Origin of the sequence: Streptomyces sp. MMG1533, from assembly GCF_001279775.1 — a bacterium.
GTDB lineage: Bacteria > Actinomycetota > Actinomycetes > Streptomycetales > Streptomycetaceae > Streptomyces.
The window spans coordinates 118,757-132,709 of record NZ_LGDG01000284.1; the positions used below are offsets into that span (position 1 = coordinate 118,757).

At 71.1% G+C, this 13,953-nt stretch carries 11 protein-coding genes; 3 read left to right on the forward strand and 8 right to left on the reverse strand.

The annotated features are described in order from the left end of the window. Positions 1–84: 84 nt before the first annotated feature. Positions 85–1,302 (forward strand): TerD family protein, encoded by a 1,218-nt coding sequence (locus ADK57_RS44825; protein WP_107091801.1) that lies wholly within the window; start codon positions 85–87, stop codon positions 1,300–1,302. Between the two features lie 48 nt (positions 1,303–1,350). Here the strand turns inward: ADK57_RS44825 and ADK57_RS44830 are convergent, their stop codons facing one another. After that, positions 1,351–1,923 (reverse strand): TetR/AcrR family transcriptional regulator, encoded by a 573-nt coding sequence (locus tag ADK57_RS44830; RefSeq protein ID WP_053755540.1) that lies wholly within the window; start codon positions 1,921–1,923, stop codon positions 1,351–1,353. 148 nt (positions 1,924–2,071) lie between these two features. Here ADK57_RS44830 and ADK57_RS44835 point away from each other — a divergent pair, with 148 nt between their 5' ends. Beyond that, the gene (locus ADK57_RS44835; protein WP_053755541.1) at positions 2,072–3,553 is read left to right on the forward strand and encodes an MFS transporter; all 1,482 of its coding nucleotides are present in this window, start codon (positions 2,072–2,074) and stop codon (positions 3,551–3,553) included. Positions 3,554–3,643: 90 nt separating this feature from the next. On the opposite strand, the gene ADK57_RS44840 is transcribed toward ADK57_RS44835, so the two are convergent. The 5 genes from ADK57_RS44840 to ADK57_RS44860 form a co-directional block, all read right to left on the reverse strand. Beyond that, positions 3,644–4,684, reverse strand: a complete 1,041-nt coding sequence (locus ADK57_RS44840) for a 1-aminocyclopropane-1-carboxylate deaminase (protein WP_053755542.1) — start codon at positions 4,682–4,684, stop codon at positions 3,644–3,646. A gap of 20 nt (positions 4,685–4,704) precedes the next feature. Continuing rightward, the gene (locus ADK57_RS44845; protein WP_053755543.1) at positions 4,705–5,343 is read right to left on the reverse strand and encodes a GntR family transcriptional regulator; all 639 of its coding nucleotides are present in this window, start codon (positions 5,341–5,343) and stop codon (positions 4,705–4,707) included. A gap of 82 nt (positions 5,344–5,425) precedes the next feature. Next, positions 5,426–7,009, reverse strand: a complete 1,584-nt coding sequence (locus ADK57_RS44850; RefSeq protein ID WP_053755544.1) for a TROVE domain-containing protein — start codon at positions 7,007–7,009, stop codon at positions 5,426–5,428. Between the two features lie 339 nt (positions 7,010–7,348). Further along, on the reverse strand, positions 7,349–8,794 hold the full coding sequence (locus tag ADK57_RS44855; protein ID WP_053755545.1) for an alkaline phosphatase PhoX: 1,446 nt from the start codon (positions 8,792–8,794) through the stop codon (positions 7,349–7,351). Between the two features lie 236 nt (positions 8,795–9,030). Then, positions 9,031–10,467: a hypothetical protein gene (locus ADK57_RS44860; RefSeq protein ID WP_053755546.1), complete on the reverse strand. Its 1,437-nt coding sequence runs from the start codon at positions 10,465–10,467 to the stop codon at positions 9,031–9,033. Between the two features lie 254 nt (positions 10,468–10,721). On the opposite strand from ADK57_RS44860, the gene ADK57_RS44865 reads away from it, so the two are divergent. Next, positions 10,722–12,548, forward strand: a complete 1,827-nt coding sequence (locus ADK57_RS44865; protein ID WP_053755547.1) for an endonuclease/exonuclease/phosphatase family protein — start codon at positions 10,722–10,724, stop codon at positions 12,546–12,548. A 21-nt stretch (positions 12,549–12,569) separates the two neighbouring features. Here ADK57_RS44865 and ADK57_RS44870 read toward each other — a convergent pair whose 3' ends face one another. Together ADK57_RS44870 and ADK57_RS44875 are read right to left on the reverse strand one after the other, a co-directional pair. Next, positions 12,570–13,310: an SRPBCC family protein gene (locus ADK57_RS44870; protein ID WP_053755548.1), complete on the reverse strand. Its 741-nt coding sequence runs from the start codon at positions 13,308–13,310 to the stop codon at positions 12,570–12,572. Positions 13,311–13,326: 16 nt separating this feature from the next. Next, positions 13,327–13,950, reverse strand: a complete 624-nt coding sequence (locus tag ADK57_RS44875; RefSeq protein WP_053755549.1) for an ArsR/SmtB family transcription factor — start codon at positions 13,948–13,950, stop codon at positions 13,327–13,329. Positions 13,951–13,953 lie beyond the last annotated feature (3 nt).

The window sequence follows — 13,953 nt, forward strand, 5'->3', positions numbered from 1 at the left end:
CCCCGGGTGACGGACACCGACCCGATTGGCCTCGGGTAAGGGAACGGTAAAACGCCCTCGCTCGTTCAAGGGGGCATGACAGCTATGACCCCCGGCTCGAACATCCCTCTGTCCGCCGCCCGCGTGACGGTGGACGTCGCCGCCCCGGTGCGGCTCGACGTATCGGGCCTGCTGCTCACCGCCGACGGCAAGGTGCGCTCCGACGACGACTTCATCTTCTACAACCAGCCCACGGGCCCCGGCGTGACCTACCGCTCCGGCGGCGGTACGGCCCCCGACGCGATCATCGTCGACACCAGCGCCGTCCCCCCGGGCATCGAGAAGATCGTCGTCACCGCCAGCCCTGACGCGGCCGGCCAGACCTTCCAGGGCATCGAGCCGACGGCCACCATCCGCAACGCGGACGACAACAGCGTCCTGGCCACGTTCACGCCCCCGCAGCTCGGCACCGAGACCGCCCTGGTCATCGTCGAGGTCTATCTGCGCAACGGCGCCTGGAAGGCCCGCGCGGTCGGCCAGGGCTACGCCAACGGCCTGGCCGGTATCGCCACCGACTTCGGCGTCTCGGTCGAGGAGCCCGCAGCGCCGGCCCAGCCGGTCGCCCCGCCGGCGCCGGCCATGCAGACCCCGGTGGCGCCTCCGGCCCCGCCGCTGGACCCGCGCGTGACCGCGCCCCCGGCCCCGGCCGCTCCCCCGGCCCCGCCCGCCGCCGCACCCGGCACCGGGAAGATCAACCTCGACAAGGGCCGGGTCAGCCTCCAGAAGAACCAGACCGTCTCCCTGGTCAAGGGCGGGGCGCCCCTGCTGTCCCAGGTCAAGATGGGCCTCGGCTGGGAGCCGGCGTACCGCGGCAAGGACATCGACCTGGACGCCTCGGTCATTGCGTACGGCCCGCAGCGCAACCACATCGACAGCTGCTACTTCGGCAAGCTGTCCATCGTGGGCGGCGCGATCAGGCACTCCGGCGACAACCTCACCGGCGAGGGCGGCGGTGACGACGAGGTGATCGTCGTCGACCTCGGCCGCCTCCCGCAGGAGGTCACCGGCCTGGTCTTCACGGTCAACTCGTTCTCCGGCCAGAAGTTCACCGAGGTCGCCAAGGCCTACTGCCGCCTCCTGGACGCCGCGACCGACGAGGAGCTCGTCCGCTTCGACCTCACCAGCGCCGAACCGCAGACCGGCGTGATGATGGCCAAGCTGATCAAGCAGTTCTCCGGCGAGTGGGAGATGACGGCGATGGGCGACTTCGTGAAGGCCCGCACGGTACGGAACATGGTGAAGCCGGCGGCGCAGTCGCTGTAGCGGCCGGTACGGCTCCGGGGCGCCCCCTCGTCGGGGCGCCCGCCGCCCTCATGTCCCCGGCCGAAGCCCCTCGATCAGCAGCGACAGATATCGCCGGATCGCCTTCCCCTCCCCGTCCGCCAGCTCCGACGCCGTGGCCACCCCGTGCGCGAGGCGGAGCATCTCGATCGGCTCCACGTCCGGCCGCAGGGTGCCTTCCCGCTGTGCCGCCTCCACCAGCCGCGTCGCCGCCGACTTCATCGTGCCGGCGCACAGCGTGACCGCGGCCGAGCTCCCGTCCGTGACGGCCGAGCCGAGCAGCGCCTTCAGTCCGCGGACCTGGATCATCCCGGCGCTGAGTTCGTTCAGCCACTCCACCAGCGCCTCGCCCGGCGGCAGGTGCCCGGCGAGCTCGTCCGCGCGCGCCGCGATCGCCTCGATGCGGTCCACGTACGCCGCCTCCAGCAGCGCCTGCCGCGTCGGGAAGTGCCGGTAGAGCGTGCCGGATCCGACCCCCGCCCGCTTGGCGATGTCGTCGAGCGACGCGCCCTCCCCGTGCTCGGCGAAGGCCTCGGCGGCCACCTTCAGCAACCGCTCGTAGTTGCGACGGGCATCCGCGCGCATGGGTCTGACCTGCGTCATCCAGAATCTCCTTGCAAAACCGGGGACCCTCTCCGTATCTTGTCCGACATTAAACGGAGACAGTCCCCGCTTACCAGGTTCACTCTCCGCGGGCAGTTCGCCCTGCCCGCCCGCGCCTCAGCCGGGGACGCCAGACCGGGAGAACTCCATGTCCGTCCCGTCCACACCGTCCACGACCTCCGACACACTCTCCGCTCCACCGGAACAGACCGCCAGGCTCGGCACCGTCCTGTTCGTCGTCGTCACCGCCTACCTGATGGTCGGCGTCGACTCCACCGTCGTCAACGTAGCCCTGCCGGACATCCAGCGGGACCTCGACTTCAGCCCCACCGCACTGTCCTGGGTCCTCAACGCCTACACCCTCGCCTTCGGCGGCCTGCTGCTGCTCGGCGGCCGGGTCGGCGACATCATCGGCCGCCGCCGCACGCTCACCGCCGGCGTGCTCCTGTTCGCCGCGTCCTCCCTCCTCGGCGGACTCTCCGGCGACGGCGTCTGGCTGCTCGGGGCCCGCGCCCTGCAAGGGGTCGGCGCCGCCCTCATCGCCCCCAGCACCCTCGCCCTGATCACCACCAACTTCCCCGACGGCCCCCGCCGCCACCACGCCCTCGGCGTCTACTCCTCCATGGGCGGCATCGGCGCCTCCCTCGGACTGGTCCTCGGCGGCGCGCTCACCACCTGGGCATCCTGGCGCTGGGCCCTCCTGATCAACGTACCGATCGGGCTGGCGGTGGCGCTCGCGCTGCCCCGCTTCGTCGCCGAGGCCCCTCGCCACGCGGGCCGGTTCGACGCGGCCGGCGCGCTCACCGGGACGGCCGGGACGACCTCGCTGGTGTACGCGTTCATCCGGGTCTCGGAGAAGGGCTGGAGCGACACCCAGGCGCTGCTCGGCTTCACCACCGCGGCCGCGCTGCTGGTGGGCTTCGCCCTCGTCGAGGCCCGCGCGACCCAGCCGATCCTGCCCCTGCGGCTCTTCGCCGACCGCGACCGCGCCGGCGGCTACGCGGGCATCCTGCTGCTGCCCGCCGGCATGTTCGGCGCCTTCTACTTCCTCACCCTGATCGGCCAACAGGTCCTGGACTACAGCCCGTTGCGTGCGGGCTTCGCCTTCCTCCCGCTGACGCTGGCGATGTTCACCACCGTCCGCTTCGTGCCGCGCCTCATCGCCCGCCTCGGCGCCAAGCCGGTCCTGCTCACCGGCATGACCCTGCTCGCGGCGGCGAGCGCCTGGCTGTGGCGGCTCGAACCCGGTGACGGCTACGCCGTCGGCCTGCTCGGCCCGCTGCTGCTGATGGGCGTGGGCACCGGCCTGAGCTTCATGCCGCTCAACGCGACGATCCTCGCCCGCGTCCAGCCCCGCGAGGCGGGCGCCGCCTCCGGACTGCTCCAGACCCTCCAGTGGCTCGGCGGCACCCTCGGACTGTCGATCCTGGTCACGGTCTACGGCACGGCGACCCGGCATGCCACCGGGTCACCGTCGGAGATCCTCACCGAGGGCTCGGCCCGCGCGTTCGGCGTGGGCGCGCTGATCGCGCTGACCGCCCTCCTCGTGTGCGCCGGGGTGATCACATCTTCGTCGCCCCGGCGGCGAGGTCCCGCAGGAAGTGCCGGGCCCCGAGCAGGAACACGATGATCAGCGGGACGACGCCCGTCAGGGCCCCGGCCATCACGACGGCACAGTCGGTGTTGCAGGCCAGGAGCAGGACAGTGCGCCGGAAGGGAGCTAGAACAGCGCGCTGTACGCGTTCAGCGCGGGCTGTCCGCCCAGGTGGGCGTAGAGCACGGTCGAGTCCCGCCCGATCTCCCCACGCGCCACCAGGTCCACCATCCCGGCCATGGACTTCCCCTCGTACACGGGGTCGGTGACCATCCCCTCGGTGCGGGCCGCGAGCCGCATCGCGTCCAGCGTGGTGTCGTCGGGGATCCCGTAGGTGCCCGCGTGGTAGCGGTCGTCCAGCTCGACGTCCGCTTCCGTCAACTCCTTCTGTACGCCGATGAGTTGTCCGGTGTTGTGGGCGATCCGGGCGATCTGGTCCCGGGTGCGGACGGGCGCCGCCGACGCGTCGATGCCGATCACGCGCCGCGGCCGCCCGCCCGCCTCCTCCAGCGCCCGGAACCCGGCGACCATGCCGGCCTGGGTGGACCCGGTCACCGAGCACACCACGACGGTGTCGAAGAAGACGCCCAACTCCTGTTCCTGCTCGGCTACTTCATACGCCCAGCCGGCAAAGCCCAGGCCGCCGTACGGGTGGTCGGAGGCGCCGGCGGGAATGGCGTACGGCTTGCCGCCCGCCTCCTCGACCTCCCTGAGCGCCTGCTCCCAGCTCTCCTTGAACCCGATCCCGAACCCGGCCTTGACCAGTCGCACGTCGGCTCCGGCAAGGCGGCTGATCAGGATGTTGCCGACCCTGTCGTACACGGAGTCGGGCCATTCCACCCAACTCTCCTGCACCAGGACGCACTTGAGCCCGGCACGGGCGGCGCAGGCGGCGACCTGACGGGTGTGGTTCGACTGCACCCCGCCGATGGAGACGAGCGTGTCGCACCCCTTGGCGAGCGCGTCGGCGACCAGGTACTCCAGCTTGCGCGTCTTGTTGCCGCCGTACGCGACACCGGAGTTGCAGTCCTCGCGCTTGGCCCACAGGGAGGCGCCGCCGAGGTGTGCGGTGAGCCGCTCCAGGGGGTGCACGGGGGACGGGCCGAAGAGGAGGGGGTAGCGGTCGTACGAGGAAAGAGAGGAGGAGAGAGACGGGGAAAGGGACATGGGTCCTCCCGGGATGGGGATCAGTCGCTGTCGGCGAGTTCGGCCAGGCCTCGCCAGATCTCCGCGGTGACACGGACCGCTTCGTCCACGTCTTGGGCCGCGCAGGACTCGATCAGCCGGTCGTGCAGGCCGGCCGAACGGCAGTTGCCGCCCTCGCCGAAGCGTCGTCGCTCCAGGCGGCGGATGAGGGGGGTGTAGCGGGCCGCGGTGGCGGCGGCCGCGCGATTGCCGCTGACGCGGACGAGGACGTCGTGCAGGTCGTCGTCGGCACGCAGAGCGGTGTCCACGTCACCGGCGCGGACGGCGGCCGCGAACCGCTCGTTGGCCGCGCGCATCGCCTCGACGTCCGCGGCGAACAGCCGTGGCACGGCGACCCGCGTGACCAGCTCGTGCATGGCGCCGACCACGGCGGCGGCATCCCGTACGTCCGAGGCCACCACCGGGGTCACCCGTGTGTAGCTCTGCGGCTTGCTCTCCAGCAGCCCTTCCTCGGCCAGCCGCGCGAAGGCCTCGCGGACCGGCGCCCGGGACAGCCCGAGCCGCTCGGCGAGATCGGCGTCGCGCACCACGGCGCCGGGTTCGATCTCCCCGGTGACGATGGCGTCCCTGATGGCTTCGTAGGCGCGGTCCCTGAGCAGGATGCGCGGCACGGATTCCATGGATTGAAATGTTAGATGTCAATCCGGGCCGAGACAAGGGCGGGCCCGCACCCCCCGTGAAGTGCGGGCCCCGCTTTCGGGCTCAGGCAGCCCACGGCCAGTCGGCGTCCCGAGCCGCTTCGAGCAGGGGCACCATCCGGAAGGCCGCGTCCGAGAGCCCCCCGAACGTGTGCCGGTTCGCCTTGCCCGACGGGCCGTGGCCGGCCCGGTACCCGGCCAGGTTCCAGGTGTAGACCGGCACGTCGGCCGGGACCTGCTCGGTCGGGTCGCCGTAGTGGCTGTAGGCGTACTGCTCGTCGGTGACGATCAGCACCCGGTCGTGCTTCCGGTAGTGCCGGCGCACCGCGCCCGTGGTGTCGGTGCCGCCCAGGTCGCCGAAGCGGCCGAGGATCTTCAGCACCGACTCGCCCGTGCGGAACGGCACTTCGTTGCTGCTCGTGCCGAACTCGACGAGATCCGCGTCCGCCGCCCGCAGCGCGAGCGCCGTACCGAAGATCGCCGCCGCGTCGGCCCGGGTGAGTTCCGAGCGGTCGGACAGCCGCGAGTAGAACATCGAGCCCGAACGGTCGACGAGCACCAGCGTGCGGCCGGGCAGCGCGGGCACATTGGCCAGCGAGTGGCCGAGCGCCTGCTCCAGCGGGTACGACCAGCGCAGCGACGGCGCGTGCTGGTACGCGGCGAGGTACCGGAACGGGAACTGCCGCGAACGCGCGACCTCGGCCGGGTCGCTGATCTTCGCCGCGACCCGGGCGGCCACCTCGTCCGAAACTCCGGCCTCGTCGAAGTTCCGCAGGTTGCGGACCAGCGCCATCGAGCCCATCGAAGGGATCACGGCCTCCCAGGCCGCCTTGTCCATCGGCCCCTGCAGCCAGCCCGCCAGCGCCTCCCATGTCATCCCGGCCGCCGCGAGCCGCTCGGCACCGCCGTCCGACGTGACGACCGCACGCCGCTCCTCGACCGGCAGCGCCATCAGCTCGCGGTGCGCGGTCAGGACACGGTCGGACACGGGCGGCACCGCCGTGTCCGGGTTGTGCCGGCGGTCGAGCGCGTACTGGAACAGCTCGCCCTGCCACGGCTTGTCCGGGGCCGGCGCCGCGTGCACGAGGTTGAGGATGTCGCCGAAGCGGTAGCCCTTCGACGCGGTGTCGTACTTCAGCAGCGACTTGCCGCCGTAGAGCCGACGTACGGCGTCGGCGATGCCGCGCTTGACGGGCTTGGGCACGTTGCGGCCGTACGTGGCGGTCCAGTACGCGAGCAGCTCACCGGGCTCGTCGGGCCGCTGGAGCACCGAGTCGACGACCTGCCGGTTCGACGGGCCGTCGGTGAGGCCCGCGTCGAGCCGTGCCTTCACATACTCGGCGGCGCCCACGACCGCGGCCGTACGGAGGTTGCCCTCGCCGCGCAGCCAGCCGAGCAGGCCCGCGGTCCACACCGGGTCGGTGACGGCGAGCTCGCCGACGAGGCGAGCGAAACGGTCGTCCCGGGCGGCGCCGGTCTCGTAGAAGGTCTGCTGCGACACGAAGTTGGAGACCGCGAGCAGGAAGAGTTCCGAACGCGCGTCGCGCTCGCGGCCTCGGCCGCCCTCGAAGGTACGGAGCACCCGGCCGGTCGAGGTGACGCGTGAGGTCGGCTGCGCCTTGGCAGCCTTGGTGTTGAAGCGTGCCATGGTGAATTCCCCCCGAATTCATCGGTGTTTCGGAGGAAGGCACAGCAAAAGGTGGATGCCCGAGATCAGAGTCGGCGACGGTACACAACACGGCGCGTCTTCCATTTCCGCCACACCGACCCGAGGTCGATGACGGGATTCGAACCCGCAACATACCGTGGCCCGAAGTAACCGCTGCCTGCGCACCGGGCACCCACCATGAGCTGCGCCTCCCGAGATCAAGTCGGCCGCGGCATTGGATTCTTTGGAAGAGAAGTAGCCGCTGCCATCGCACCGGGAGGTGCGTGACGTTGTGATCTCACTGTAGGAGGCGCAACTCTGGATGGGCGACCGAATTAATTACCCGCGCTTCTGGCGCTTCCAGGGCCCGGTGATGGCCAGCATGATGCCCGGCGTCTGGATGTTGGCGAACAGGGTCCGGCCGTCGGGCGAGAAGGTCACGCCCGTGAACTCGCTGTATTCCGGCTCCTCTTCGGTGCCGACGTTGAGTTCGTTGCGGGCGATCGGGTACGTACGACCGCTGTCGGTCGCGCCGAACAGGTGCTGGATGCCCTCGCCGTCCTCGGCGATGACGAGGCCGCCGTACGGGGAGACGGTGATGTTGTCGGGGCCGTCGAAGGCGCCGTCCACGGACGGGTCGGGGTTGACGCCGAGGAGGACCTTCAGGGTGAGGGTGCGGCGCTTGGGGTCGTAGAACCAGACCTGGCCGTCGTGCTGGACGGGGCTTTCCGCCCGGGCGTAGGAGGAGACGATGTAGGCGCCGCCGTCGGCCCACCACATGCCCTCCAGCTTGCGGGCGCGGGTGATCTCGCCGGCGGCGAACTGCTTGCGCACGGCGACGGTCTTGCCGTCGCGGTCGGGCACGTCGACCCAGTCCACGCCGTACACCGTGCCGATCTTCGTGGCGCGGGAGAGGTCGTCGACGAACTTGCCGCCGGAGTCGTAGCACCTGGGGGCCCGGAGGACGCCCGCGTCGTCGGCGAGGGTGCGGAGCTTGCCGCGGCCGTGCTCGAAGCCCTCGGGCGGGGTCCAGCGGAAGAGGAGGCCGTTGGGGCTCGCGGCGTCCTCGGTGAGGTAGGCGTGGCCGCGCTTGGGGTCGATGACGACGGCCTCGTGGTCGTAACGGCCGAAGAACTTCAGGGGCTTGGGGCTCTTGTTGGCGCGCCGGTCGATCGGGTCGACCTCGAAGACGTAGCCGTGGTCCTGGGTCATGCCGTTGGTGCCGGCCCGGTCGGAGTTCTCCTCGCAGGTGAGCCAGGTGCCCCAAGGGGTGCGGCCGCCCGCGCAGTTGGTGGAGGTGCCGGCGATGCCGACCCATTCGGCGACGTGTCCGTCGGGGCGCACCTCGACGACCGTGCAGCCGCCGGAGGCCGCGGGGTCGTAGACGAGGCCCTCGGTGAGCGGCACGGGGTGCGGCCAGTTGGCGCGCGGGCCCTTCAGCTCGTGGTTGTTGACGAGGAGGGTGGCGCCGCGCGGGCCGTCGAAGGTGGCCGTGCCGTCGTGGTTGGACGGGGTGAACTCGCCCGACTCCAGTCTGGTCTTCCCGCTGTAGGTGAGGATGCGGTAGGTGAACCCGGCGGGCAGCGCGAGGATGCCCTTCGGGTCGGGGATCAGCGGGCCGTAACCGACACCGCCGTGGATGTCCCCCGACTCCTGCGTGCTCTCGGTTTCCGTGGACGCGAGGGCGTTCGGAGCGGTGGCGAGGGCGCCGACGCTGCCCGCCAGCGCGACACCGGCACCGGTGATCGCGGATTTTCTGGCGAAGTCCCTGCGGGTGAGCGACATGGTGTCTCCTGTGACGGTGGGTGTGCCGTGGAGGGTGGCGGACCTCGGTCCGCGCCACCGTCCCGCCCATGCCTGAACGCCGGTTGAACACCGGGCGACTTCACCGGGCCCTGTTCCATGAACCCGTACGCACCGCCCCAGGAGATCCCCAACGGGACTTCACACCCGCCCGTGCCCGCCTCCGGCCTGATCCGCCGGACAGGCCCCGAGGGCTGCGACTGTCCGGCTCATCCGGCTCAACCCCCTTGCTGCGACCGCGCCTTGAACGCCGCCTTCCGCGCTTCCTTCGCGATCTTCTTGTCCGGATGCAGCCGCCCCATCGCCTCCAGCACGTCCGGCGTCGCAGGGTGGTCGACCCGCCAGGCCGCCGCGAAGAACCCGCTGTGCTGCTGGGCGAGTCCCTCCACGAGGCCCCTGAGCTCGTCGGAGTTGCCCTCGGCAGCGAGCTGCGCGGCGAGCGTGTCGACGGTCAGCCAGAACACCAGCTCCTCGGAGGGTGCGGGCACGTCGAAGGCGCCCCGCTCGGCAAGCCAGACCCTCGCCAGTCCGCCGAGCTCGGGGTCGTCGAGGACCTCGCGCAGGGCGGGCTCGGCCTCGTCGCCCACCAGGGACAGCGCCTGCTGGCAGCGCAGTCGCCGCAGCGGTGCACCGGCATCCAGACCCCGTGCCGCCGCCAGCAACTCCCGTGCCGCGGCGAGGGACTCGCGGCGGGCCAGCCACTGCTCGGTCTCGGCCTGGGCGGCCGTCGGCGGGAAGGTGGCGGTGCCGTCGAGCAGTGCGTCGGCGCCCTTGTCCACGAGGTCGCCGACCGCGGGTGCCTCGAACCCGGCTTCGAGGAGCCGCGCCCGCAGCCCGTACAGGCCGAGCGGGGTCAGCCGCACCATGCCGTAGCGGGAGACGTCGGTGTCGTCGACGGTGGACGCGGGCTCCTCGTCGGTGTCGGCCATCAGCGCCTCGTCGACGGGCTGGTACACCACGAGTCCGACCGGCTCCAGCAGCCGGAACTGGTCGTCGAGCCGCATCATCGCGTCGGAGACCTGCTCCAGCACGTCGTTGGTGGGCTCGCCCATGTCGCTGGGGACGATCACCGAGGCGGCCAGCGCGGGCAGCGGGACCGGTGCCTGGCCGGGCCCGTCCTCGCCGGCGGTGAGGAGGTAGAGGTTGCCGAGTACACCGTCCAGGAACTCGGCCTCGGCCTCCGGGTCCCAGTCCAGGGACGACAAGTCGATCTCGCCGACGCCTTCTTCGGGGTTCACCGCGCCGACCAGGTCGTCCAGGTCCGGCACGCTCGCGTCGGCGAGCACGGTCTCCAGCGCCGCCAGCCACACGCCGAGCACGTCGTGCGGGGCGCCGCCGGTGAGCAGGGCCAGATCCTCGCCCGCGGCGACGGTGCCGGCTTCCTCGTCCACGACCTCGACGAGCCCGGTGTCGACGGCGACCCGCCAGGCCTCGCTCGCGTACGCCGCCGCGTCGTCCCCGCTCAGCCCGAGCACCTGAGCCGCGGCGGGCAGTTGCTCCTCGACGAGTCCGCCCCCGGCGTCGATCCGCGTCTCGGGTCCGGCCCAGCGGGCGAGCCGCGCGGCCCGTGACAGCAGGGGCGTGGACAGGGCGTCCCGCGCCAGCTCCGCTTCGGGGTGCAGCCGCACCGGTGGCAGGGGGGAGCTGTCTGACATCGGCTGGTTCTCCTATGGGGCGCGTCGTACCACTCAACCGCTCAGCCTAGACCGCTTTCCACCCATGCCGCCCGGTTCATCTCCCGGTCAGGGCCCGTACATGGCTGAAACCTTGACAAGTGGCCTGACCAGGCACGAGATTGACGCGCGTAGAAGTCGGGGGGACAAGTGTTCACTCTCTTTCTACGCGCGTCATACGCGCCTCCCGCTTCACCCTCGTCCCGGCGCCCATGCACGTCCCCGGAGGGATCCCGTTGCCGAGCAAGTCTTCCGCGCGTCTCGCCGCGCTCACCGTCGCCGCCGTCTGTTCCGCGGCGTCCACCGTCGTGCTCACCTCGCCCGCGCACGCGGACTCCGTGAGCATCCATGACATCCAGGGCACGACCCGGATATCCCCGTACGCCGGCAAGGCGGTCACGGACGTGGCCGGAATCGTCACCGGCGTCCGCACCTACGGTTCCTCCAGGGGCTTCTGGATCCAGGACCCGAACCCGGACGCCGACCCCGCCACCAGCGAGGGCGTCTTCGTCTTCACCAGCTCCGCCCCGAAGGTCGCGGTCGGCGACGCCGTGACCGTCTCCGGCACCGTCTCGGAGTACGTCCCGGGCGGTTCCTCCTCCGGCAACCAGGCGCTGACCGAGATCACCAAGCCGACGGTCACCGTCGTCTCCAGCGGCAACGCGGTCCCGGCCGCCACCGTCGTCGACGCCAGGTCGGTGCCGAGCGCCTACACCCCGGCCGGCGACGGTGCCGCGAGCGGCTCGGTCAACGCTCTGACGCTGCAGCCGAAGAAGTACGCCCTGGACTACTACGAGTCCCTTGAGGGCATGAACGTCCAGGTCGCCGACACCCGTGTGGTGGGCGCCACCGACCCGTACACCGAGCTGTGGGTCACGGTGAAGCCGCGCGAGAACAACAACCGCCGCGGCGCCACGCTCTACGGCTCCTACGAGTCGCAGAACACCGGCCGGCTCCAGATCCAGTCCCTGGGCGCGACCGCCGACTTCCCGACCGCGAACGTCGGTGACGTCCTCACCGGCACCACGGCGGGCCCGCTGGACTACAACCAGTTCGGCGGCTACACCCTGGTCGCCAACCGGATCGGCACGCTGAAGAGCGCCGGCCTGGCGCGCGAGACCACCGAGAAGCAGAAGAAGGGCGAGCTCGCGGTCGCGACGTACAACGTCGAGAACCTCGACCCGAGCGACGCCACCTTCGAGGAGCACGCCTCCGCGATCGTGCACAATCTCCGGTCGCCCGACATCGTGTCCCTGGAGGAGATCCAGGACAACAACGGCGCGACGAACGACGGCACGGTCGCCGCCGACCAGACGGTGACCAAGCTGATCGACGCGATCGTCGCGGCCGGCGGCCCGGAGTACGACTGGCGCTCGATCGACCCGGCGAACAACACCGACGGCGGCGAGCCGGGCGGCAACATCCGCCAGGTGTTCCTGTTCAACCCGGAGCGGGTCTCCTTCACCGACCGCGCGGGCGGCGACGCCACGACCGCCGTCGGCGTCACCAAGGAGAAGGGCAAGGCCGCGCTGACGGTCTCCCCGGGCCGCATCGACCCGACGAACACCGCCTGGAACAGCAGCCGCAAGCCGCTGGCCGGCGAGTTCGTCTTCCGTGGGAAGACGGTCTTCGTGATCGCCAACCACTTCAACTCCAAGGGCGGCGACCAGGGGCTGACCTCGCAGTACCAGCCGCCGGTGCGCAGCTCGGAGACCCAGCGCGCCCTCCAGGCGACCGCGGTGAACGCGTTCGTGAAGGACATCCTGGCGACCCAGAAGAGCGCGGACGTCATCACCCTCGGCGACATCAACGACTTCGAGTTCTCCGGCACCGCCGAAATCCTGGAGAGCGACGGAGCGCTCTGGTCGGCGATCAAGTCGCTGCCGAAGAGCGAGCGTTACTCGTACGTCTACCAGGGCAACGCCCAGGTCCTCGACCAGATCCTGGTCAGCCCGTCGATCCGGCGGTCCTGCGACTTCGAGTACGACAGCGTGCACATCAACGCGGAGTTCAACGACCAGATCAGCGACCACGACCCGCAGGTACTGCGGTTCGAGCCGTAGCCGCCGACCGGTTCGCAGTGCTCAGGGCTGGCTGAACACGCCGTTCAGCCAGCCCTTCCAGGCTGCCTCGTCCGCCGCCGCGTCGGCGCCGGGCGCGAAGTCGTGGACGCTGATCCCGACCGGGTAGCTCCAGTGGTTGCGCCCGAAGAAGCGGATCAGGGCGTCGTCGGTACGCAGCCCGATGAAGTACGGGTTGCGGAAGTCCAGGACGGCGTCCAGCACTCGGCCCTCAGGGCCACGGACCTGGACGGGCGCCCCTTCGGCGGTGTCGTCCGAGAGGCCGAGCGCCCGGCCGACGACGGCGAAGGCGTCCGGCGTCTTGGACGCGTCGGGGCCGTCGAAGGTGGTGAAGGCGGCTGTGCGGGGCGCGAAGTGGAGCAGGTACTGGCGCAGGGTCGCCATGTAGAAGTCCGTGTGCTTGCTCGCGCCGTCGTACTGGTTGTCCCAGTCGTCGACGAAGATGCCGCTGTGCACGTAGCGCACCCAGGCGCGCCGGCCGTCGTCACGCGGTTCGATCGTGTAGTCGAGCTGGTTGAGGGTCTGTTCGGAGATGCCCTCTACGTCCTCGACCCGGTTGGTGTAGCGGTGCGGCGGGTCCCAGGCGGTGACCGTGGAACCGAAGGGGCCCTTGCCGCCCTCGCGCGGTTCGGGGGCCTCCATCGGCCACAGCCAGCCGTCGGTCCCGGCGGTGATGGCCTCCCACACCTGCTGCGGTGAGGCGTCGACCTCAAACTCGCGGGCGATCTCGAATTCCTTGGACATGGCGGGCTCCTGAGAACTACTCGTGCGGTTCCGATGCAGGTCGGGCGGCGTCGCCCGTGGGCTTGAGCGTGGGATGGACGGCGACGACGATCCGGTGATCGCGGCCCTCCTCCGTATCCGGGGCGTCGTATTTGCGGATCAGCGCGCTCACCCCGGCCGTCAGCTCCTGGATGAACGCGGCCCGGTCGGCGGCCGAGGCGAAGCGGACCTCGCCGTCGAGCGCGTACGTCGCCAGCCGCTGCCGGGCCTTCGCCGCGCCGGTGATCAGCGAGCCGACGTCACGGACGAGCCGGGCGCCGAGCGCGAGCAGCCAGCGCGCGGAGAGCTGGTCCCGGAAGCGGTCCGGGTCCGGCTGCACGGCGGCGAGGGCGAGCGGCGAGATGACGTACGACGCGGCGGTCGCCCGCATCAGCCGCTCGGTGACATTGCCCTTGCGGCGCTCGCCGGCCAGCTCGACCAGGCCGTGCCGCTCCAGCGCCTTCAGGTGGTAGTTCACCTTCTGCCGGGGCAGTTCGACCTTGCCGGCCAGCATGGCCGCCGACGCGGGGCCTGCGGCCAGCTCGGCGAGCAGCCGGGCCCTTATGGGGTCCAGGGAGACGGCTGCGGCCTCGGGGTCCTCGATCACGGTCACGTCCAGCATGGA